Below are 21,478 nucleotides of genomic sequence, written 5' to 3'. Positions count from 1 at the left end.
TTAACTGCAATGTTTTAGCGGATACAGATAACGGGATTCACCCGGCATACTGGTAATACGGTACTTATGAGGCGGCACGTCAAAGTAGTTCTTGAACGTACGCGTCAGGGTCTGTTGCGATTCAAATCCGTAGCGTTCCGCCAGATAGAGGATCGGCTCATTGCTTTCTTTCAGTTTTTGGGCAATCTCCGTCAGCTTGCGGCTGCGAATATATTGTCCTAATGAATGGCCGGTCTCTTTTTTAAACATCCGTTGCAGGTGCCATTTTGAGTAACCTGAACGCTCAGACACTTTCTCAAGAGAGAGTGGAGATTCCAGGTTATCTTCGATCCAGTCCAAAATGCTATGAATGGTGATAGCGTCAGTATTGCGTCTGGACATCGTCATACCTCTTTTTCTGTTTACGGCAGGATTTTCTTGAGTAAGAGCTCAAGCGTTGCCACTTCATCTGCCGATAAGTTTTTTGTCAGTTCCTGGTGCAGTGTTTGTCCTACTAATTGATGACATTGCTCACACATGGCCGCGCCATCGCTGGTCAGTTTCACCAGTACGCCACGTTTGTCATTCGGGTTAGGGCTTCGTTCTATCCATCCTTTACAGACGAGACGATCCAGCATGCGGGTTAACGCACCCAGATCGACAGAGAGCACCTTTTTCAGCTCAACCGGCGTGATACACACTTCGCAGCGAATGGAACACAGCACTTTGAACTGTGTTGCGGTGATATCCAGCGGTGACAGATAGTCATTGAGCAGGCGATCTTTTTTCTGGTTAACCATATGAATAAGACGACCCAGTGGGATTATGTCGTTAAAGAGGTCACTGGTGCTTTTCACAATGGTTGCCCTGGCAAGTAGTTTAGTCACGGCAGATATTATTGCTCAGGCAAGTATAAGTCAACTGAATGAATCGGCCGATGCCACGAAATGCTAAAACGCTTCAGGAACTTATTCTGTACGCTTTTAAATCATACAGATAATCTGGGGTTATGAATTACGCGAGACAATTATGGTTACGCTGTCGGATGGCTCCGGACGAGGATTTGCCCCTATAATTGCGATGTTGAATAAGGATAAGGACTGCGGTGCATTATGTTGGATTTGATTAAAGCAGTGGGGCTTGGACTGGTGGTGTTGCTGCCGCTGGCGAACCCGTTAACGACGGTGGCGCTTTTTCTGGGGCTGGCGGGGAACATGAACAGCGCAGAGCGCAATCAGCAGTCGATGATGGCCTCTGTCTATGTCTTTGCCATAATGATGGTGGCTTATTACGCCGGGCAACTGGTGATGAATACCTTTGGTATTTCGATTCCCGGTCTGCGTATTGCTGGCGGGCTGATTGTGGCCTTTATTGGTTTCCGGATGCTGTTCCCGGCGCACAAAGCGCACGAATCCCCGGAAGCCAAAAGCAAATCGGAGGAGCTTGAAAGCGAACCGAGCGCCAACATCGCGTTTGTGCCGTTAGCCATGCCGAGCACGGCGGGGCCGGGGACGATTGCGATGATCATCAGTTCCGCCTCAACGGTGCGTGATGGGTCGACATTTCCGCACTGGGTTATCACCGTTGCGCCGCCCATCATTTTTGCGCTTATCGCCATTATCGTCTGGGGATCATTGCGCAGCTCCGGGGCGATTATGCGCTGGGTGGGCAAGGGGGGGATTGAGGCTATCTCCCGTCTGATGGGCTTCCTGCTGGTCTGTATGGGCGTGCAGTTTATTATTAACGGCGTGCTGGAGATTGTTAAGACGTATCATTGAGAACGTTGCCGGGTGGCGGCTTCGCCTTACCCGGCCTACTCGCAATGGATATAATTCTTATGAATATAAATACATTCTGAAAATCGAATTTTTTCTGCATTAATATAATCCACTGCCTTGCTGTGTATTACCGCTTAAAGTAACGTTCAGCATTCATTTCTTTTCGGGTTATAGACATGCGAGCAAAATATTCATTTATCGCAGTGAGTACACTGCTTTTTTCATTAAATGCCTATGCTGGGTTGTTTGATTCCACGCCAGATTTCAAATGCGGTCGCGATGATGCCATCTCTGCTGCTCAGTCAAAAATAAGAGATGATGCAGTCAGTAAGTTACAGGTAGCTTATCTCGCTAACCCCTCGGATTTCTACGGTAAACCGCTCAAGGACTACATTGCAAAAGCTAATGAAATCGCAATTGTAATGGCAAATGTCACAACAAAATCGTCTGATGACGAAGCGCAGGCGCGGAGCTGTAGCGCGACTGTCACGCTCACTGTGCCTTCTGAAATCATGGGTTACATTGCATCCTACCCTGACAGACTGAGACGTATAATTAACGATGGTGGAAAGGTGCTTAACAATAGCGTTCAATGGGACAAGTTTACCTACTCGTTATCGATGGCGGATAATGGGAAAGATATTTCAGTTTCATATGAATACAATAATAAAGATTATATCTCTGAATCAATAGCGGCGATGGCTACCCTCGCCATGAATAAAGATGAACTTCAAAAGGCTGAACTCAATAATAAATTAAATATTGCCGCGCGTAATTATTCTGATAGCGATCGCCAGTTAAACGAACTATGGAAGTATCTTCCTGATTCCGTCAAAGCTTCGATGAAAAAGGAGCAGAACATGTGGATCAATGAAAAAGCTAAAAAATGCGGCAAAATAAGCGATGCGTCTTCTGCAACCACTCCTCTGGCAACGAGAATCGGTATCTATGATTGTCAGACCAAAATGACAGATGAAAGATTCCGTTATCTTGGCGGTGATGAAGAACACGGATATTAATGCTTCGTAGGCCGGGTAAGGCGAAGCCGCCACCCGGCATAACAAACGTCAACCGTGGCTGGACTGTTCTTCCATCGCGACCGGCCATTTACGGAAGATAAGCACCGACCAGATCAGCGCGATCAGCGCCGGAATCGCCCCGAGATAACCAATGGACGACATCGATACATGCAGGCTGATCTGATTTCCCACCAGCGCACCGGCTCCAATCCCCAGATTAAAAATCCCGGAGAAGAGCGACATCGCTACGTCCGTGGCGTCCGGGGCCAGCGCCAGCACTTTGACCTGCATTCCCAGACCAATAATCATGATTGCCACGCCCCAGAACAGACTGAGGATCGCCAGATGACTCTCGCTGCCTGCCGCAGGCATCAGTAACAGCAGGCATGCCAGCAGCAGACCAATCGCACTGCTTACCAGCGCAGACGCGTGCTTATTGCCCAGCTTCCCGAACAGGATGCTGCCGATAATCCCCGCGCCGCCCAGGATCAGCAGCAGAACGGTGGCAAAGTTAGCGCTAAAGCCCGCCACAACCTGAACAAACGGCTCAATATAGCTGTAGGCCGTGTAATGGGCGGTCACCACAATCACGGTCAGCAGATAGATGCTCATCAGCGCCGGTCGACGCATCAGCAGCGGCAGACTTTTCAGCGAGCCGGAGTGTTCGCTGGGCAGTTTTGGCAGCAGTTTGATCAGACACACCAGGGTGATCAGCGCCCCCATGCCGATGGCAAAGAAGGTGGTGCGCCAGCCGAAGTATTGTCCCACAATGCGCCCGATCGGCAGGCCTAACACCATCGCCAGCGCCGTTCCGGTGGCAATCAGGCTCAGCGCCTGGGCGCGTTTTCCCGCCGGAGCCAGACGAATGGCGAGGGACGCGGTGATCGACCAGAAAACGGCATGGGCAAACGCGATGCCGACGCGGCTGATGACCAGCACGGTAAAGTTCCATGCCATAAATGACAGCACATGGCTGGCAATGAACACCACAAACAGCCCAATCAGCAGCTTACGACGTTCCATCTGGCTGGTCAGCAGCATAAACGGCAGCGACATCAGCGCCACCACCCATGCATAGATGGTCAGCATAATGCCAACCTGTGCCGTTTCCATATGGAAGCTGGCGGCGATGTCGGACAACAGCCCAACCGGAACAAATTCCGTGGTGTTGAAAATAAACGCGGCGATGGCGAGCGTGACCACGCGTAGCCACGCGACTCTGCGGGAAACCGTGTGTGTTGTCATAAAGATATCTGGGATTCGTTGCCTGAAAGATGAGGAGACGATCTTAAAGCCTTAAACGGCGAAAACTCAACCGTTATGTGATGTGAATCACAAAATTTACCTTCATGCAGCGGTAGCGAACGGGGTTGTTTTCATCGAAGATAAAGAACAACACAACAAAAACAGGCGGTAACACGATGCAGGAGATTGATTTTTATCTGGTAGATGCGTTCAGCGCGTCCTCCTTTGGCGGCAACCCGGCGGTGGTGTGCCCGCTCGACGCATGGCTACCGGATGAGACGTTACTGCGGATGGCACAACAGCATAACCAGTCAGAAACCGCGTTTTTTGTGTGTACCAAAGGGGGGATCGAGTTGCGCTGGTTCACCACGCTCACCGAGGTTAATCTCTGTGGTCACGCGACGCTTGCCGCGGCGTATGTACTGTTTCACGAACTGGATTATCCGGACTCACGCCTTCATTTTGACACCGCCTCTGGTCGCCTGACCGTCAGTCGTGAAGGTGACTGGATGACGCTGGACTTCCCGGCCTGCCCGACGCAGGCACAGACGCCGCCACCGGAGATGCTCACCGCACTCGGTATCAGCCACTACGTCGAGGCGCGAAAAGGCCGCGCCTGGGTGCTGGTACTGGAAAGCCGCGAGCAGGTTGAAGCCCTTAATCCGGATTTCTCCGCCATGACGCCGGGCGAGCATAAAGTGGCCGTCACTGCCCGGGACGAGGGGGAATACGACTTTGTCAGCCGTTTCTTCTCGCCAGGCGTGGCCGTGCCGGAAGATCCTGTCACCGGCTCCGCGCACACCATGCTGATCCCGTACTGGAGTGAACGGCTTGGCAAAACACAGATGTTTGCCCGCCAGGTTTCTGCCCGTGGTGGCGACGTACGCTGCGAACTCAAGGGCGACCGCGTGCGGATGGGCGGGCAGGCGGCACTGTATCTGAAGGGCACAGTATTTCTGCGCTGAACAAATCTAAGAGGAACCAACGATGCAGGAAATTGATTTTTATCTGGTAGATGCCTTCAGCGACAGGGCGTTCGGCGGCAATGCGGCGGCGGTGTGTCCGCTGGAAGCGTGGCTGCCGGATGAGACGCTGCTGAAGATGGCGAAGCAGCATAATCAGTCAGAGACGGCGTTCTTTGTCCGAACGGATAACGGGTTTGAACTGCGCTGGTTTACCACGCAGGATGAAATTAACCTGTGCGGCCACGCAACCCTCGCGGCTTCTCACGTTATTTTCGAATACCTGGATTATCCGCATACGGAAATCACCTTCACCACGCGCTTTGTCGGCGATCTGACGGTACAACGCAGCGGCGACTGGCTGACGCTTAATTTCCCGGCGTGGTCAACCGAGGTTGTCGATACTCCACCCGCAGTGCTGTTCAGCGCGCTGGGCATTAACGCAGCAGACGAGGTGCGTGTGGGGCGTGACTACATGGTGGTGCTCGACAGCCAGCGGCAGGTGGAAGCGCTGACGCCGGATATTGCGGCCATGCTCCCGCTCGGGAAAATGGTCTGCGTTACGGCGCCGGGGGATGAGTATGATTTCGTCAGCCGCTTCTTCTGCCCGGGGGAAGGGGTGCCGGAAGATCCGGTGACGGGATCAGCTCACAGCATGCTGATCCCGTACTGGAGCGAAAAGCTTGGTAAAACGCAGATGTCGGCCCGCCAGGTCTCCTTGCGCGGCGGGGATCTGCGCTGCGAGCTGAAAGGCGACCGCGTGCTGATTGGCGGGCAGGCCACGCTGTATATGAAGGGAAAAATTTTCCTTCGACTCCAGGACTACGTTCATCATTAACAACTGGGCGCTGGTGGCTGACGCTCGTTCAGCAGCGCGATAAACGCCTCAAGCTGGCGGGTCATCGCCCCGCGTCGCCACACCAGCCAGGTGGTGAGCCAGCGCCAGTTTTCCGCCAGCGGCCACGCCGCCACCTGATGATGGCCCGGCATGCTCTCCAGCATGGAGCGGGGCATCAGCGCAATGCCTGCCCCGGCAATCACGCAGGCGAGCATCCCGTGATAGGACTCCATCTCATGGATCCTTCCCGGCGTGACGCGGTCGGCATGGAACCAGCTCTCCAGATGACGCCGGTAAGAACAGTTGGCGCGAAAGGCATACACGTCGCTGCCGCTCACCTGCGTGGCTTTTGATACTTCTGCGTGACCCGCAGGGGTGACCAGCATCATCTCTTCCCGGTAAACCGGCATCCCTTCTAGTTCCGGGTGCGAGAGCGGCCCGTCGACAAAGGCGGCGCTGAGCGTCCCCTCAAGCACGCCGTCAATCATCGTACCGGAAGGTCCGGTGGACAACGCAAACTGAATGCGCGGATAGCGCTGGTTAAACCGCGCCAGACTTTCCGGAATGCGTACGGCGGCGGTACTTTCCAGCGCGCCGAGCGAGAATAATCCCTGCGGTTCATCCCCGGCGACGACCATTCGCGCTTCGTCAACCAGCGCCAGGATCTGCTTGCTGTAGCGCAAAAAATTGTGCCCGGCGGGGGAAAGCCGCAGGCGTTGATTCTCGCGAATAAACAGTTCCACGCCGAGATCCGCTTCTAGCTGTCGGATGCGGGTGGTGAGGTTTGACGGCACCCGGTGTACCTTCTGCGCCGCCTGGGTAATGCTGCCGGTCAGTGCGACGGCGTTAAACATCTCAAGCTGAGTTAAGTCCATACCGTTCTCGTATTGTGAATAAGGTGGTGAGTATTATTCATTTTTAAGAAATAGCAGAGTAGGCCACAATCAATCAACTGTTATTACGTGGAGAACATCATGACCTATTCATCTGCTACCCATGCCCACTCTGTCAACCCGGCTACCGGCGAAACGCTGGCTGCTTACCCGTGGGCAACGTCCCATGACGTTGAGCGTGCCATTGCGCAGGCGGATACCGGTTTTCGTCAGTGGCGACGCGAAAGCGTGGCGCACCGGGCGCAAAAACTTCGCGATCTGGGTGCGGCGCTGCGTAGTCGTGCGGAAGAGATGGCGCAGACTATCTCCCGGGAGATGGGCAAGCCCATTATGCAGGCGCGTGCGGAGGTGGCTAAGTCCGCCAGCCTTTGCGACTGGTACGCTGAACACGGCCCGGCGATGCTGCACCCGGAATCTACCCAGGTCGAAAATGCGGTGATTGAGTACCGTCCGCTTGGGCCCGTTCTGGCGGTGATGCCGTGGAACTTCCCGCTCTGGCAGGTGCTGCGCGGTGCGGTGCCGATCCTGCTGGCAGGGAACAGCTATCTGCTTAAACATGCGCCTAATGTGCTCGGCTCGGCGGAGCTGATCGGGAAGGTATTCGCGGATGCCGGTTTCCCGGAGGGGGTCTTTGGCTGGGTGAACGCGACGAATGACGGCGTCAGCCAGGCGATTAACGATCGTCGTATCGCGGCGGTGACCGTAACCGGCAGCGTTCGGGCTGGTGCGGCAATTGGCGCGCAGGCGGGCGCGGCGCTGAAGAAATGCGTGCTGGAGCTGGGCGGTTCCGATCCGTTTATCGTTCTGAACGATGCCGATCTGGATCTGGCCGTCAACGCGGCGGTGGCCGGACGTTATCAGAATACCGGGCAGGTTTGTGCGGCGGCAAAACGCTTTATTGTGGAAGCGGGCGTGGCGGACGCCTTTACCCAACGCTTTGTTGACGCGGTCAAGGCGCTGGAGATGGGCGCACCGGATGAGGAAGATAACTATATTGGCCCGATGGCGCGATTTGATCTTCGCGATGAACTGCATCAGCAGGTGCAGGCTACGCTGGCGGAAGGGGCGACCCTGCTGCTGGGCGGAGAGAAGATGTCCGGGACCGGTAACTATTATGCCCCAACCGTACTCGGCGGCGTCACCCCACAGATGACGGCCTTTCGTCAGGAGCTGTTTGGTCCGGTGGCGGCAATTACCATTGCGAACGATGCGGCGCACGCATTGCAGCTGGCTAACGACAGCGATTTTGGCTTATCGGCGACGGTCTTTACCGAGAACGATGCGCTGGCTGAAACCTTTGCGCGCGAGCTGGAGTGCGGCGGGATCTTTATCAACGGCTACAGCGCCAGCGATGCGCGCGTCGCGTTTGGCGGGGTGAAGAAGAGCGGCTTCGGGCGAGAGCTTTCTCATTTCGGCCTGCATGAGTTCTGTAATGTGCAGACGGTGTGGAAGGATCGCGTCTAGTCTTGTTGCCGGGTAAGGCCAGGCCGCTACCCGGCAATTCACGTTTCCTGTCATTTTTGCGTAATGGTTCTGTCATTTTCGTTTCGTAGACTCGCTCGCGTCTAACGTATTGTTACAGAAGAAAATTATGAACCTAACGCAAATTTTTAGTCGTCTTGCGCCGCGCTTTATCCCTCGTCAGTTTGGCCTGCTGACCGGCATCTTTTGTATTATTGGCCTTTTCTCCGCCCTGCAACTCTCTTCCTCCTTCCTGCTGACCGCCTCCCTGAATGAAGCCCAGCGTAACGAACAGCGCAATCAGCTGGCCTGGCAGCAGCAGAGCAGGCTGGATCAGGCCCGTATTTCTCTGCTGGCGGCCAGCGATCTGCTCAACCGCTCCGGCGTGTACTTTATGCAGGACAAGGAGACCGGCTCGGAAGGAAGCTGGCATAGCCTGATGGACGAGGCGCAAAAATCCCTGGCGGCGTCACAGCAGGCATGGCAGGCCTGGCTCGCGCTTAATCCGCCGAAAGACGAGGGGTTGGTTAACAGCTATCAGCTGTTTTTCGACGCCATCCGAGAGCAGGCGGAGGGGCTGGTGAAAACCAACAGCATCGACCTCTTTTTCGCCGTACCCGCCCAGGCGTTTCAGACCGATTTTAATGACAATTTCGCACGCTATCAGCAACGGAGTGAGAAGCAGACGATACAGGGGCGTCAGTCGCTCATGGAACAACTCTCAGGTCTGCAACGGCTGTTCCTGTTTGCGCCACTGGTGCTGCTGACCATTGCCATTGCCGTCTGGTTCGGAATGGCGAAGTGGGTGATATCCCCGCTACGCCGTCTGATTATCCATATTAACCAGCTTGCGGCAGGGGATTTGTCAGGCACGCCGCCTGACGTTGTGCGCTTTAACCGTGAAATCAGCCAGCTCAGCGGCAGTATTACCGCCATGCAGCGCGGGCTCCAGCAACTGGTGACCCAGGTCAGCGAGGCCACTACCTCCATGGTTGAAAATATCGGATCGCTTGCGCAGGGGAATCAGAAGCTTTATCAGCAGTCTACGCGACAGGCCAAAGAGCTGGAGGAGGTGACCGCACACATCGCCGATCTCGAAACCCACGTTGAGGGGAACACGGGTTATGCTAAACTCGCCCGCTCGCGCGCGGATGAAGCCCGACAGGCTGCCGCTGGTGGGGAGCAAATGATGTCAGCGGTGAATGGCTCGATGCAGACGATCGTCGACCGATCCTCAGAGATGCGCGGGATCGTCGCGATGATCGACAGCGTGGCGTTTCAGACCAACATTCTGGCCCTCAATGCTGCCATTGAAGCCGCCCATGCAGGAGAGCAGGGGCGCGGATTTGCGGTGGTTGCCCGGGAAGTGGGACTGTTGGCCAGAAAAAGCAGTCACTCTACGCAAACCATCCAGGCGCTGATTAACCACTCGCTACAGGGCATTGAAGAAGGTTCTCAGGTGGTAAACCGTCTGGAAGAGAATTTGCAACAGGTCACCGGGCTGGTGGCGAATCTGAGCAGCCTGCTGAATGATATTTCGCTGGCTACCCTGAATCAGGGGGACAGCATTCATCAGATGACCCGTCAGCTTCAGGCGCTGAATCAGGTATCGCGTCGGACAGATATGCTGGTTAGCGAAGCGTCAAATGCCTCTGAGCGCCTGCATCAGCAGTCCGATCTTTTGTTGCAGGCCGTCTCGCGTTTTCGTCTCCCTGCCTGACGTGACGTATCAGCCTCTGTTATACTCGCAGCCCGTTTTAGCCTGAGGGCAAGGAGCAAAGTGTGGCTGCGGTCATCCATAATGAGATGCTGGACGAGATTCTGGCGCAGGTTCGTCCGTTACTGGGGCAGGGTAAGGTTGCCGATTACATTCCCGCGCTGGCTTCGATCAGCGGTAATAAGCTCGGTATCGCCATTTGTACTGTCGACGGTCAGCGTTTTCAGGCGGGAGACGCGCTTGAGCGCTTTTCGATTCAGTCGATCTCAAAAGTGCTTAGCCTCGTTGCCGCCATGCGCCAGTATGACGAGCAGGAGATCTGGCAGCGGGTGGGCAAAGATCCGTCCGGTCAGCCGTTCAACTCCCTTCTCCAGCTGGAAATCGAACAGGGTAAGCCGCGTAACCCGTTTATTAACGCCGGGGCGCTGGTGGTGTGCGATATGCTGCAAAGCCGGCTGAGCGCGCCGCGCCAGCGGATGCTCCAGATTGTGCGGCAGCTTTCCGGCGTGCAGGACATCGCCTACGATCCGGTGGTAGCGCGCTCTGAGTTTGAACACTCTGCACGTAACGCCGCCATCGCCTGGCTGATGAAGTCCTTCGGCAACTTTCATAATGACGTCGCCACGGTGCTGCAAAACTATTTTCATTACTGCGCGCTGAAGATGAACTGCGTCGAACTGGCGCAGACTTTTCTGTTTCTGGCGCATCAGGGCCATGCCCCGCATCTGGGCGAGGACGTTGTCTCCCCGATGCAGGCCCGGCAGATCAACGCCTTAATGGCAACCAGCGGAATGTATCAGAATGCCGGGGAGTTTGCCTGGCGCGTGGGGCTGCCGGCTAAATCCGGCGTTGGCGGTGGGGTCGTGGCGATTGTCCCTCACGAGATGGCGATTGCCGTCTGGAGCCCGGAACTGGACGAGACCGGAAATTCACTGGCGGGCGTGGCGGCGCTGGAACAGCTGACCAAACGCCTTGGACGGTCCGTATACTGATGTCCACGTTAGATCCTCTGTTCGCGCGCCTGGCTCGCTCCACGTTCCGTTCACGATTTCATTTAGGGACGAAAGAGCGGCAATACTGCTGGGATAAGGGCGCGGAGACTATCGATAAGCATGCTGCTGATTTTGTCGCCGCGCGGCTGGCGCCTGCGCACCCAGTGAATGACGGTAAGCAGACGCCAATGCGCGGCCATCCGGTTTTTATCGCCCAGCATGCCACGGCAACCTGCTGTCGGGGCTGTCTGGCTAAGTGGCACGCTATCCCGCAGGGCGTGCCGCTGAGTGCGCAGCAACAACAGTATATCGTCAACGTAATCCATCATTGGCTGGTCATAGAGGTAAATCGTGCCTCCTGAACTGACAATGTCTCTGTTTAAGCTACGCTTTTACTAATGCTCAGCGTCAGGAGACGTTATGAAGGCACCTCAAATTCCCGTGAATGAAGCGGAGCGCATGAATGCTCTGCGCGAGTCCGGTCTGCTTGAGATCGACAATTACCCCGCGTTTGATCGTCTTACGCGGCTGGCAACACGCTTTTTCAGGGTGCCGCTGGCGATGATTACGCTGGTGGATGACCACGCCGCGATCGTGAAGTCTGCCGACGGCCAGGTACCTGCCACCCAGCCTCGCGATCTCTCGTTTTGTGGTCATACGATCCTGGGTGACGCGCCGCTGGTGGTGAGTGACACGCTGCTGGACGAACGCTTTGCGGATAATCCGCAGGTGGTGGGAGATCCGGGCGTGCGCTTTTACGCCGGTTTCCCGCTGCGTTTACGTGACGGGGCGTGCGTGGGATCGTTGTGTCTCATTGATTACGCGCCTCGTGAGTTTACCGCGGCGGATGCCGCCGTACTGGCCGATCTCAGCGCGCTGGCAGAGGATGAATTTGCGGCCGTTAGCGCGGCCACAACCGATGAACTCACGGGGCTGTTTAACCGTCGCGGGTTTAACCAGTTTGCGCAGTTTGCACTGTCGGTTTCGCAGCGTCGGGCAGAACCCTTAACCCTTGGCTGGCTGGATCTGGACCATTTCAAAACCATTAACGATCGCTTCGGACATCAGGAGGGGGACAAAGCTCTGAAAGCGATGGCCGCCCTGATGCGTTCCTCGTTCCGCGAGGCCGATCTGCTGGTACGTTTCGGGGGAGATGAGTTCGCGGTGCTGTTTGCGGATACCGATGAACCCGGCGCCTGGATCGCCATGCAGTATCTCGTTGAACAAACGGAAAAGTATAACGCGCGTCAGCTGCATCCCTGGTCGTTACAGTTTTCCTGGGGGCTGAGCGAGTTCGATCATCACCGCAACGATATGCAGGCATGGCTAAAACACGCGGATGCGCAAATGTACGCCATGAAGCGGCAACACCACGGCGAAAAATGACATAACGAAATCCTATGTCATCGCTTATTGCGTTACAAAAATGTTAATAGCAAAGTGGAGAGATTCAACCTAAGGACGCGCAATGAACTCTCCCATGCTGATTAAACCTCTCTCCCGGCAGGACATCCTCACCCACATCGATGCCCTGAACGATATTCTTGTCAACTGTGTCAACGGCGGCGCCTCCGTCAGCTTTATGCTGCCTTTTTCTGCCGGGAAAGCCCAAACCTTCTGGCTCGGCGTCGCAGACAGCGTCGGGCGCGACGAGCGTACAGTCCTGGGCTGTTTTGATGCGGAGCAGGGGCTGGTTGGCACGGTCCAGCTCATCACCGATCAGCCTGAAAACCAGCCGCACCGTGCAGATGTCGCGAAATTGCTGGTTCATGAGAAAGCGCGCCGTAAAGGGGCGGCAATGGCGCTGATGGAAGCCCTGGAGGCGGTTGCACGTGAAAAAGCGCTTACGGTACTGGTGCTTGATACCTCAACCGGCAGCGGCGCGGAGACGTTTTACCAGAGAGCAGGCTGGCAAAAGGCGGGGGAGATCCCACGCTACGCCCTGATGCCGAACGGGGACATGACGGCGACCTCGGTGTTCTATAAATTTCTGTGATTATTTTTCACCATCGCATCCTGAGTTGATCCAGACAGGGGTTATGGTCCTGAAGTTTTGATAAGTTATCACACCAATCTTATCAGGCTGTATGACTAATCATAAAGGACCTCCATTGTGAACACACTCAACCGTCGTGATTTCCCCGGTGCGCGCTATCCTGAACGTATCATCCAGTTTGGCGAAGGTAACTTCCTGCGCGCGTTCGTTGACTGGCAAATCGACCTCTTAAACGAGCATACCGATCTCAATGCCGGTGTGGTGATTGTGCGGCCGATCCAGAGCGATTTTCCGCCGTCCCTGAGCACCCAGGATGGTCTGTATACAACGGTTATTCGCGGTCTGAATGAGCAGGGGGAAGCGGTAAGCGATGCGCGTCTTATTCGTTCCGTGAATCGTGAAATCAGCGTCTACAGCCAGTACGATGAATTTCTGAAGCTCGCCCATAACCCTGACATGCGGTTTGTCTTCTCCAATACCACGGAGGCGGGGATCAGCTATCACGCGGGGGATAAGTTTGACGATGCGCCAGCTGTCAGCTATCCGGCCAAACTGACGCGTCTGCTGTTCGAGCGTTTTACCCACTTTAACGGGGCAGCGGATAAAGGCTGGATTATCATTCCTTGCGAACTCATCGACTACAACGGCGATGCCCTGCGTGAACTGGTGCTGCGCTATGCACAGGAGTGGGCGCTGCCGGCGGCATTCATTGCGTGGCTGAATGATGCTAACACTTTCTGTTCGACGCTGGTTGACCGCATTGTTACCGGCTATCCGCGTGATGAGGTGGCAGAGCTGGAAGCCGGGCTGGGCTATCACGACAGCTTCCTCGACACGGCGGAACATTTCGATCTGTTTGTTATTCAGGGGCCGAAATCACTTGCAGCTGAACTGCGCCTGGATAAATACCCGCTCAACGTCCTGATTGTTGACGATATCAAGCCGTATAAAGAGCGTAAGGTGGCGATCCTCAACGGCGCGCACACGGCGCTGGTTCCGGTCGCTTTTCAGGCCGGCCTGGATACGGTAGGGGAAGCCATGAACGACGCGGAAATTTGCGCGTTCGTAGAGAAGGCTATATATGAGGAGATTATTCCGGTCCTGGATCTGCCGCGCGACGAGCTGCACTCCTTCGCCAGTGCCGTAACGGGGCGTTTCCGTAATCCGTACATTAAGCATCAGCTGCTGTCGATTGCCCTGAACGGGATGACCAAGTACCGCACCCGCATTCTGCCGCAACTGCTGGCAGGGCAGAAGGCGACCGGCAAACTGCCAGCACGTCTGACCTTTGCTCTGGCGGCGCTGATTGCATTTTACCGTGCCGAGCGCAACGGTGAGCGCTATCCGGTGCAGGACGATGCGCACTGGCTTGAACGTTACCAGCAGTTGTGGACGCAACATCACGACAAACAGGTCACTACCCGTGAACTGGTATCGTCAGTGTTAAGCGTGAGCGAGCACTGGGAACAGGATCTCACTCTGGTGAACGGACTGGTAGACCAGGTTGCGCTGGATCTGGATGCAATTTTAAGCAAAGGCATGCGCGATGCGGTAAAACCGCTCTGCTAATCATAATGCCCGGCGTTGGCCGGGTTTTTTACAGACTACTTTTAGTTACAACATACTATACGTTCTTTTTTTAAAAAGCACATGCAGCGCCGTGCGGTTGAGGCTTAACAGGTCAGAAAATGCAATGAACTATTAACATGCTTGCAACCGTGAGGGGGATCACGTTTAATAGCCGCGCTCTTTACTTTTCTGAAGCTGATTATGATTGTTCGTCCTCAACAGCACTGGCTGCAACTGATTTTTGTCTGGCATGGTTCGGTACTTCCCAAAATTTATACCCGACTGCTGCTTAACTTCCTGCTTTCCATCGCCGTGATTGTCATGCTGCCGTGGTACACCTCGCTGGGTATCCGGTTTACCGTCGCGCCGTTCAGCATTCTGGGCGTGGCTATCGCCATCTTCCTGGGATTTCGCAATAACGCCTGTTATTCGCGCTACGTTGAGGCGCGTCTGCTTTGGGGGCAGTTGATGATAGCGGCGCGCTCGCTGTTTCGCGAGGTAAAAAACACCTTGCCGGATGATAAACATCTTGGAGAGTTTGTCCGCCTGCAAATCGCGTTTGCTAACTGTCTGCGTATGACCCTTCGTAGAGAAACCAATGCCGATCAGCTGTCCCGCTATCTGGCTCCTGACGATTTACGGAAAGTGATGGACGCCAACTCGCCGGCGAACCGTATCCTGCTGATCATGGGGGAGTGGCTGGCCGTACGGCGGCGTAGCGGGCACCTTTCAGACATTCTGTTTCACAGCCTCAACAACCGCCTGAATGATATGTCCATCGTGCTGGCTGGCTGTGAGCGTATCGCCAATACGCCAGTCCCGTTTGCCTATACGCTGATCCTGCACCGGACGGTGTATCTGTTCTGCATCATGCTGCCGTTTGCGCTGGTAGTTGATCTGCATTACATGACGCCCTTTGTCTCTGCGCTGATTTCCTACACTTTTATCTCGCTGGATACGCTGGCGGAAGAGCTGGAAGATCCTTTTGGGACGGAAGATAACGATCTGCCGCTGGACGCCATCTGCAACATGATGGAGCGCGATCTGTTGCAGATGAACGATGAAGAGAATATCCCTGAAAGACTGATGCCGGATAAGCATTATCAGCTGACCTGACGGGCATTCCACTCATCGCGGGTGATTTCCCACAGCTCCGAATCCAGCAGGCCGCTGACATAGGCTTTCTTCTCCGTCCTGATGAGCCGCATGCCGCTGCTGTCTGAAATACGTCGGGAGCGGCTGTTGGCCGCCGCTTTCGGCGCGCGCAACACCGGTTTGTTAAGCGTATTGAACCAGTAGTCCGTGGCCGCAATACTCGCCTCGCGCATATATCCCTGGCCCTGAAATTCCGGCGCGAGCCAGAAGCCCCGGTTGTTGTCCTCCACGTCATACAGGCAAATCAACCCCATCAGTTCGTCAGGCGCTTCGCGACGGCGAATCGTCCAGAACCACGCAATCCCTTTGGCCATATCGGGCAGTGCAACGTTGTTGACATAATTTTCTGCACCGTTTTCCGGGTAGGGCCAGGGGACTGAAGCCACCATATAGCGGACAATCTCCCAGCGCGGATAGCGTTGCTGGATCTGGGCGGCATCGGCGGCAACAAGGGGTTTAAGTAATAAGCGTTCTGTCGTAAGCGTGGGTATCGTCATCCGGTGATCTCCATATTTGAGCGTTATCATTTGTTTGGGTTCTGATATTTCATCAATATCACATTCCAGTTGGTCGTGCTTTTGTTATTCAGATTTATCCATAAAGGAGTATGTAATGCCAAGAAAAGCCAGGCCCGAAGAAGCCGAAACACTCTGGCACGTCCGTAACGAAGCGATGCGCCATGGCTGTAAAATCTGTTACGACGCAGAAGTGATTGCGCGCTGGACGTCAGAAAAGATGCCTGAACATTACCGTACCTCCAGGTCGATTTCGTGTTATAGGCCTGCCCATGCAGGAGCTGAACTGCTCCCAAATGGAGCTACGGTTTACGAAGTTCAATATCTTATTTACATTTGCTTACATAAATACACTTTCTTTACATTAAGTAATATAAGATATTTTTTTAGCACAAAATGCAAAACTAAATTAAATGGAGATGATTTATGTCGAATATAAGAGCATTAAGCCTTAATGAGATAGCATTAGTAAGTGGCGGCAATGGAAGCGGTAATTATGAAGGTGTCGGTAGTCGTAACACCAGCTCTAAACCTGGTAATTCAAAAGGAAACAATGGCTCTATTTACAAGGGCGTTGACTCATGCGGCGCAGGAATCATCGGTGGTCTAATCGCCGGCTCTCCTGGGGGGCCAGTGGGTATGACCGCTGGGGTAATTGGTGGAGCTATAGCTGGCCAGTGCACAAAAGAAAGTTTTTCAGATCGTGGTAGTAAAGATAAAAGTAATAATTACAACGGCCCCGGACAATGCCGTTGGTAAGTAATTTGAGTTGTGTGTGATAATAATTTAAAAGCTCATTATAACTGAATGTTATTCTAGGTGTTTCGATATTTAATGATTATTCGAAGTAGTCATGATGAGCTATTATTTTTGATAAAGTTAATGTAATCACAAGTATCGGGTTAAGCATGAAACAATTTTTAAATTTCCTAATTTACTTATTTTTTTTCATTATCGCATTTACCCTTTTGAAATACGCTGAAGTTCTTGAGTTTGACGAAGTATCACGGCCAGGGATTATATCAAGGTTTATTATTGCGTTGATTGTATTAATAGCAGTAACTCGATGGGGCGTTAACTTGATGAATAGGTTTAAAAGTAAATAAAGTACACTCCGATAAAAATTGTTGTGTTGCAGAATGGAATCATTACAAATGTTCACTGAAGTTAAAGTGCATGATATCAAAAAATGATTACGATATCATAGCCATATTTGTTGATTCTTATATAAAATATGAATTAATAATAGGTTGAACATGATAATCTTTAGGCATGTCTATCCATTCATTTATAGTAAGAAAAACGTAATTGTTCTTTTTATTGCGTCTGTTATCTCAATAATAATTACGTTATCGCCATCCATAACCCTCCGCTATCTTACTCTCGATGTGTCATTTTTCTTATTGTTTATTGCGGAATTTTCAATTGCATTTTTCTTGTATATTTTTTACTTAAGGAAGTTGGATGGTTTTAAATTACGCCCAAGTAGAGATTTAACTTCAATAAAATTTTCTATTGTTGTGTTGTTTGTCATTTTGCTGGTTCAGTATAATGTTTATCTTTACAGGGATAATTTATATCATTATGGACCTTCCCATATTAGTTTTATAGCATTTATAATAGCCGCCTTCGTAGTCCCATATTATGAGGAGATTATATGCAGGGGCTGTATCTTCGGTGTTTTCCACTCAATTTTTAATAAAAAGTATATTATCCCATGTATATTGACTTCATTGTCTTTTTGTCTGATGCATGGACAGTATTATAACATTTTAGATCAATCCATTCTTTTTTTTGTGTCAATATTGCTATTAATAGTTAGAATAAGAAGCAGAGGGCTTTTTTATCCTATTATAATTCATTCGTGCATGAATGCTTTTGTTTTGTCGTTAAATTTTTGAAGGGTATTTGGGATATGAATATCTTCAGGGAAGAGGCTTTAAATCATCAAACAGATTCTGATTATGGTGAGATTGTTTTACCTGCGTCATTCGGTTTATCAGTAAGCGCACTCACAACGTTATTCATATTTCTGTGCCTGATACTCTTTATTCTTTATGGTAGCTATACACGTAAGGCTCACCTTTCCGGAATCGTTATGCCCTCATCCGGGCTGGTAAAAATCACTCCTCAATATGCTGGCTACGTAACCAAATTGACCGCCTCAGAAGGTCAACACATTATTGCCGGTGAGACTCTTTATCATATCAGCGGTGAACATTTCAACGAACAGGGGGCAGGTACACTCGCTGCTATAAGACTTTCCCTACAAACTCAGTTTACAATGCTGACTTCTCAACAGACCCTGGAATTGCGTGACAACAGTCAGCAGCAGCATGCCATACAACAGCGAATAGTTTCCCTGAAACCTCAGGTTAAAAGTGCAGAAAAGCGTCTGTCACTTGCCGTGCATCAGGCTGCGCTGGCCGTGTCTGTTATGGAGCGCTATAAGAAACTTGCTGATACGCATTACGTATCAGATATCGAATACCAGCAGAAGCAGATTGACGTTTCAACGTCACAGCAAAACGTTGAGGATCAGCGTCAGGGGCTTCTGCAACTGCACACCGCGATGGAGGCTGCTAAAGACGACCTTGACCATCTCATCGTTCAGGGTGAAAGCCGGAAGGCTGAAATGGACAGGCAGTTGCAGGTGATCAGGCAACAGCAGGACGAACTGGCAGGTAAGGAAAATTTCACGCTGACTTCACCGGTATCCGGAACCGTTGCTGCCGTGCTGGTCAGACAGGGACAGTCTGTCAGGGCATCTGAACCTGTCATGACCCTCATTCCCGACAATGCCCGTTTGCAGATAGAACTCTATGCTACCAGTCAGAATGCTGGCTTTATTCAGGCGGGGCAGCGTGTTGCCCTGCGGTTCTCTGCCTTCCCCTATCAGAAGTTTGGTGTGCAGTACGGGACTATCCGTGAAATAAGCCATACAACGCTGACATCTTCTGATTTACTCTCCGTATCTCCTGTGACCTGGAAGGAGAATGAAGGTCATTACCGCGTCATCGTTGAACCTGAAAATACTTTTATTCTGGCTTATGGGAAACAGGAAGCCCTGCGCCCCGGCATGGTTCTTGAGGGGGATGTCAGCCTGGATACCCGCAATTTGTGGGAGTGGCTGACTGAGCCGCTCTGGAGCCTGAAAGGAAAGCTGTGATGGATACACTTAAATGGACCGGGAGAAAACAGCTTCCTCTCACCCGACAGACAGAGTCAGCGGAATGTGGTCTGGCATGCCTGGTCATGATGGCCTGCTGGCATGGTCTGCAAACAGACTTACCCACACTGCGCGAACGTTTCAGTATCAGCTCACAAGGGATGACCCTGCAGAGACTGACTGAATGTGCGGCCGGTATCGGATTATCCAGCCGGGCAGTTCGGCTGGAGCTTGAGGACCTAAGATCCCTTTCTCTCCCGTGTATTATCCACTGGAACATGAATCATTTTGTTGTGCTACATAAAGTTCGCGGAAGCAGGCTGGTTATTCATGATCCGGAAAAGGGAAAAGTAACGCTCTCCCTACAGGATGCTGGAAAACATTTCACCGGCGTCGCGCTGGAGCTGATGCCAGCCAGTGATTTTACCGCTCGGGATGAAAGGAAAAAAATCCATCTGCGCCAACTGACAGGTAAAACACCGGGTCTGTTGTCGGCAATGTCGCGAATTATCGTTTTTGCCGTGGCACTCGAAATCCTGACACTGGGAAGCCCGCTTCTCAACCAGCTGGTGATTGATGAAGTCCTGGTGGCTGCCGACCAGAGTTTGTTGACCGTCATTATTATTGCGCTTCTGCTGCTGTCACTGGCCCGCCAGTGGGCGAGTATTACACTGTCCGTCAATTTTAACATGCAGTGGACAGCACGGGTTTTCCATCATCTGGTCCATCTTCCTCTGGCCTGGTTTGATGCACGCAGTAAGGGGAGTATTAATGCTCGTTTTGAGGCGGTAGATACCATCCAGCAGGCGCTGACTACGCAAGTGCTGGAAGGTATTCTGGATGTGTTGCTCGTGGTGACTGCGCTTTGCATGATGCTGCTGTACAGTCCTGAAATGACATTGATCGCCGTACTTGCAGCCATTTTCTATGGTGTGTTGAGGGCACTGTGGTATCCGTCCCTTCGACAGTCGGCAGAAGATGCCTGGGATGCAGGTGCCAAGGAGTCCGGGCATTTTCTTGAAACACTCAACGGGATCCTCAGCCTGAGAATTAACGGTGTGACGGCACATCGTGAGGCCGCCTGGCTGAATCTCAACGTTGCCCGCAGAAATACGCAGTTGCGTCAGAGCCGTCTGCTGATGTGCTATGACATTGCTCACACTCTTACCGGCAGCGTGGTATCAGCAATCATTTTGTGGAAAGGCGCCGGGGAGGTATTGAATGGAACCTTCACCGTCGGCATGCTGGTTGCTTATTTATCCTATCAGACGCGTTTTTCTTCCAGTATCAGTAGCCTGACTGATAAGTTTTTTTCCTGGCGTATGCTCGATGTTTACAACGAACGACTGGCTGATATTGTACTGACCCCGACAGAAGGCCTTCAGCAACAGCCTTTTCGTGAGCATAACAACGCTTCGCACATTCCTTCTGTATCCCGCAGGGAGATGGATGAATATGCTCATGCTCCTCTAGTACTTGAGCACATCATCTTCAGCCACAAGGGAGGGGAAAATCCGATAATCGGCGGGGTGTCGCTGACACTCAATCCCGGAGAAGTCGTTGCCATTACAGGTAAATCCGGATGCGGGAAAACGACACTGGTGAAGCTTATCCTTGGGATCCACATCCCTGATGAGGGCAGGATCAGGGCATTTGGCATATTGCATACGCATCCGGATTATTTTCAGGTTCGTCAGCGTATCGGTACCGTACTGCAGGATGACCATCTTTTCAAAGGTTCTGTAGCAGATAACATTATTTTTTTCAGTGATGACCGAAATTATGAACGAATGATCCAGTGCGCAAGACTGGCACTTATCGACAGCGATGTTATGGCAATGCCGATGGGGTATCAGACGCTGATTGGTGAAACCGGCGGAGGGCTTTCCGGAGGACAAAAACAACGCATTCTGCTGGCAAGGGCGTTGTACAAGAAACCGGGATTCCTGTTACTGGATGAAGCGACCAGCCACCTTGATGTTGAGAGTGAAATCCGGATAAGCCAGACCTTACGTCAACTGGGGCTTCCTGTTCTGCTGATAGCCCATCGCCCGGAAACCATAGCCTCTGCAGACCGGGTTTTGTATCTGGCAGACGGCTACTTAACGGAGCTGAATCTCCAGCATACAGTCAATAATGGCGAGTCTGTTTGTGAATATACTAATGACGTGATGGCAAAAAATTAACCTT

The 21,478-nt window shown here is 52.6% G+C and carries 21 protein-coding genes; 16 read left to right on the top strand and 5 right to left on the bottom strand.

Features of this window, described 5'->3' with window-relative positions:
* Together marA and marR are read right to left on the bottom strand one after the other, a co-directional pair.
* Positions 1-381, bottom strand: a complete 381-nt coding sequence (marA, locus tag SK62_RS10400) for an MDR efflux pump AcrAB transcriptional activator MarA (protein ID WP_001303241.1) — start codon at positions 379-381, stop codon at positions 1-3.
* A gap of 20 nt (positions 382-401) precedes the next feature.
* On the bottom strand, positions 402-836 hold the full coding sequence (gene marR / locus SK62_RS10395) for a multiple antibiotic resistance transcriptional regulator MarR (RefSeq protein WP_017383983.1): 435 nt from the start codon (positions 834-836) through the stop codon (positions 402-404).
* A gap of 255 nt (positions 837-1,091) precedes the next feature.
* Between marR and SK62_RS10390 the strand changes: the two genes are divergently transcribed.
* Positions 1,092-1,757, top strand: coding sequence for a MarC family NAAT transporter (locus SK62_RS10390; RefSeq protein ID WP_003857180.1), 666 nt, complete (start codon positions 1,092-1,094; stop codon positions 1,755-1,757).
* 176 nt (positions 1,758-1,933) lie between these two features.
* Entirely contained in the window at positions 1,934-2,776 is an 843-nt protein-coding gene (locus SK62_RS10385; RefSeq protein WP_015570536.1) for a lysozyme inhibitor LprI family protein, read from the top strand.
* A gap of 48 nt (positions 2,777-2,824) precedes the next feature.
* Here SK62_RS10385 and SK62_RS10380 read toward each other — a convergent pair whose 3' ends face one another.
* A complete protein-coding gene (locus tag SK62_RS10380; protein ID WP_047719562.1) occupies positions 2,825-4,021 on the bottom strand; it encodes a sugar transporter in 1,197 nt (398 codons plus the stop codon).
* A gap of 176 nt (positions 4,022-4,197) precedes the next feature.
* Here SK62_RS10380 and SK62_RS10375 point away from each other — a divergent pair, with 176 nt between their 5' ends.
* Positions 4,198-4,986 (top strand): PhzF family phenazine biosynthesis protein, encoded by a 789-nt coding sequence (locus tag SK62_RS10375; RefSeq protein WP_017693433.1) that lies wholly within the window; start codon positions 4,198-4,200, stop codon positions 4,984-4,986.
* 22 nt (positions 4,987-5,008) lie between these two features.
* Positions 5,009-5,821, top strand: coding sequence for a PhzF family phenazine biosynthesis protein (locus tag SK62_RS10370; protein WP_032619672.1), 813 nt, complete (start codon positions 5,009-5,011; stop codon positions 5,819-5,821).
* Here SK62_RS10370 and SK62_RS10365 read toward each other — a convergent pair.
* Positions 5,818-6,696 (bottom strand): putrescine utilization regulator PtrR, encoded by an 879-nt coding sequence (locus SK62_RS10365; RefSeq protein ID WP_017382364.1) that lies wholly within the window; start codon positions 6,694-6,696, stop codon positions 5,818-5,820. The two genes, SK62_RS10370 and SK62_RS10365, sit on opposite strands and share 4 nt — an antisense overlap.
* 99 nt (positions 6,697-6,795) lie before the next feature.
* On the opposite strand from SK62_RS10365, the gene sad reads away from it, so the two are divergent.
* The 8 genes from sad (at position 6,796) to SK62_RS10325 (ending at position 15,565) form a co-directional block, all read left to right on the top strand.
* The gene (gene sad / locus SK62_RS10360; RefSeq protein WP_047719561.1) at positions 6,796-8,178 is read left to right on the top strand and encodes a succinate-semialdehyde dehydrogenase; all 1,383 of its coding nucleotides are present in this window, start codon (positions 6,796-6,798) and stop codon (positions 8,176-8,178) included.
* A gap of 127 nt (positions 8,179-8,305) precedes the next feature.
* Complete coding sequence (locus SK62_RS10355; RefSeq protein WP_047719560.1) at positions 8,306-9,895, top strand: methyl-accepting chemotaxis protein; 1,590 nt, start codon at positions 8,306-8,308, stop codon at positions 9,893-9,895.
* Between the two features lie 62 nt (positions 9,896-9,957).
* Positions 9,958-10,884, top strand: coding sequence for a glutaminase B (gene glsB, locus SK62_RS10350; protein ID WP_003857165.1), 927 nt, complete (start codon positions 9,958-9,960; stop codon positions 10,882-10,884).
* Positions 10,884-11,246: a DUF4186 domain-containing protein gene (locus SK62_RS10345; protein ID WP_003857163.1), complete on the top strand. Its 363-nt coding sequence runs from the start codon at positions 10,884-10,886 to the stop codon at positions 11,244-11,246. The genes glsB and SK62_RS10345 overlap by 1 nt, the downstream gene beginning before the upstream one ends.
* 58 nt (positions 11,247-11,304) lie before the next feature.
* Positions 11,305-12,270, top strand: a complete 966-nt coding sequence (locus tag SK62_RS10340; RefSeq protein WP_023296617.1) for a sensor domain-containing diguanylate cyclase — start codon at positions 11,305-11,307, stop codon at positions 12,268-12,270.
* Between the two features lie 82 nt (positions 12,271-12,352).
* Positions 12,353-12,880 (top strand): GNAT family N-acetyltransferase, encoded by a 528-nt coding sequence (locus SK62_RS10335; protein WP_032653571.1) that lies wholly within the window; start codon positions 12,353-12,355, stop codon positions 12,878-12,880.
* A 117-nt stretch (positions 12,881-12,997) separates the two neighbouring features.
* Entirely contained in the window at positions 12,998-14,449 is a 1,452-nt protein-coding gene (locus SK62_RS10330; RefSeq protein ID WP_048249526.1) for a tagaturonate reductase, read from the top strand.
* Positions 14,450-14,650: 201 nt separating this feature from the next.
* Entirely contained in the window at positions 14,651-15,565 is a 915-nt protein-coding gene (locus SK62_RS10325; RefSeq protein ID WP_003857155.1) for a bestrophin family protein, read from the top strand.
* On the opposite strand, the gene SK62_RS10320 is transcribed toward SK62_RS10325, so the two are convergent.
* On the bottom strand, positions 15,553-16,101 hold the full coding sequence (locus tag SK62_RS10320; RefSeq protein WP_017693426.1) for a GNAT family N-acetyltransferase: 549 nt from the start codon (positions 16,099-16,101) through the stop codon (positions 15,553-15,555). The two genes, SK62_RS10325 and SK62_RS10320, sit on opposite strands and share 13 nt — an antisense overlap.
* Before the next feature lie 444 nt (positions 16,102-16,545).
* Here SK62_RS10320 and SK62_RS23055 point away from each other — a divergent pair, with 444 nt between their 5' ends.
* From SK62_RS23055 to SK62_RS10310, 4 genes are all read left to right on the top strand, one after another.
* The gene (locus SK62_RS23055) at positions 16,546-16,878 is read left to right on the top strand and encodes a hypothetical protein (RefSeq protein ID WP_071591736.1); all 333 of its coding nucleotides are present in this window, start codon (positions 16,546-16,548) and stop codon (positions 16,876-16,878) included.
* 497 nt (positions 16,879-17,375) lie between these two features.
* The gene (locus tag SK62_RS22235) at positions 17,376-18,020 is read left to right on the top strand and encodes a CPBP family intramembrane glutamic endopeptidase (RefSeq protein WP_072059185.1); all 645 of its coding nucleotides are present in this window, start codon (positions 17,376-17,378) and stop codon (positions 18,018-18,020) included.
* A 14-nt stretch (positions 18,021-18,034) separates the two neighbouring features.
* Positions 18,035-19,288 carry an HlyD family secretion protein gene (locus SK62_RS10315; protein ID WP_032624257.1) on the top strand — a complete coding sequence of 418 codons (1,254 nt, stop codon included), beginning with the start codon at positions 18,035-18,037 and terminating at the stop codon, positions 19,286-19,288.
* Positions 19,288-21,474, top strand: a complete 2,187-nt coding sequence (locus SK62_RS10310) for a peptidase domain-containing ABC transporter (RefSeq protein ID WP_047719557.1) — start codon at positions 19,288-19,290, stop codon at positions 21,472-21,474. The genes SK62_RS10315 and SK62_RS10310 overlap by 1 nt, the downstream gene beginning before the upstream one ends.
* The last annotated feature ends 4 nt before the right edge of the window (positions 21,475-21,478 follow it).

Source organism: Enterobacter sp. BIDMC109 (assembly GCF_001037885.1).
Taxonomy (GTDB): Bacteria; Pseudomonadota; Gammaproteobacteria; order Enterobacterales; family Enterobacteriaceae; genus Enterobacter; species Enterobacter hormaechei_C.
This window is presented reverse-complemented; position numbering and strand designations above follow the sequence as displayed.

Excerpts from the sequence above, each read along its gene's own strand:
- SK62_RS10340 (WP_023296617.1), top strand. The coding sequence starts at position 11,305 with ATGAAGGCACCTCAAATTCCCGTGAATGAAGCGGAGCGCATGAATGCT.
- SK62_RS10315 (WP_032624257.1), top strand. The coding sequence starts at position 18,035 with ATGAATATCTTCAGGGAAGAGGCTTTAAATCATCAAACAGATTCTGAT.
- SK62_RS10390 (WP_003857180.1), top strand. The coding sequence starts at position 1,092 with ATGTTGGATTTGATTAAAGCAGTGGGGCTTGGACTGGTGGTGTTGCTG.
- SK62_RS10325 (WP_003857155.1), top strand. The coding sequence starts at position 14,651 with ATGATTGTTCGTCCTCAACAGCACTGGCTGCAACTGATTTTTGTCTGG.
- SK62_RS10385 (WP_015570536.1), top strand. The coding sequence starts at position 1,934 with ATGCGAGCAAAATATTCATTTATCGCAGTGAGTACACTGCTTTTTTCA.
- SK62_RS23055 (WP_071591736.1), top strand. The coding sequence starts at position 16,546 with ATGTCGAATATAAGAGCATTAAGCCTTAATGAGATAGCATTAGTAAGT.
- SK62_RS10345 (WP_003857163.1), top strand. The coding sequence starts at position 10,884 with ATGTCCACGTTAGATCCTCTGTTCGCGCGCCTGGCTCGCTCCACGTTC.
- SK62_RS10335 (WP_032653571.1), top strand. The coding sequence starts at position 12,353 with ATGAACTCTCCCATGCTGATTAAACCTCTCTCCCGGCAGGACATCCTC.
- sad (WP_047719561.1), top strand. The coding sequence starts at position 6,796 with ATGACCTATTCATCTGCTACCCATGCCCACTCTGTCAACCCGGCTACC.
- SK62_RS10365 (WP_017382364.1), bottom strand. The coding sequence starts at position 6,696 with ATGGACTTAACTCAGCTTGAGATGTTTAACGCCGTCGCACTGACCGGC.
- SK62_RS10380 (WP_047719562.1), bottom strand. The coding sequence starts at position 4,021 with ATGACAACACACACGGTTTCCCGCAGAGTCGCGTGGCTACGCGTGGTC.
- SK62_RS10370 (WP_032619672.1), top strand. The coding sequence starts at position 5,009 with ATGCAGGAAATTGATTTTTATCTGGTAGATGCCTTCAGCGACAGGGCG.
- SK62_RS10320 (WP_017693426.1), bottom strand. The coding sequence starts at position 16,101 with ATGACGATACCCACGCTTACGACAGAACGCTTATTACTTAAACCCCTT.
- marA (WP_001303241.1), bottom strand. The coding sequence starts at position 381 with ATGTCCAGACGCAATACTGACGCTATCACCATTCATAGCATTTTGGAC.
- SK62_RS22235 (WP_072059185.1), top strand. The coding sequence starts at position 17,376 with ATGATAATCTTTAGGCATGTCTATCCATTCATTTATAGTAAGAAAAAC.
- SK62_RS10310 (WP_047719557.1), top strand. The coding sequence starts at position 19,288 with ATGGATACACTTAAATGGACCGGGAGAAAACAGCTTCCTCTCACCCGA.
- SK62_RS10375 (WP_017693433.1), top strand. The coding sequence starts at position 4,198 with ATGCAGGAGATTGATTTTTATCTGGTAGATGCGTTCAGCGCGTCCTCC.
- SK62_RS10355 (WP_047719560.1), top strand. The coding sequence starts at position 8,306 with ATGAACCTAACGCAAATTTTTAGTCGTCTTGCGCCGCGCTTTATCCCT.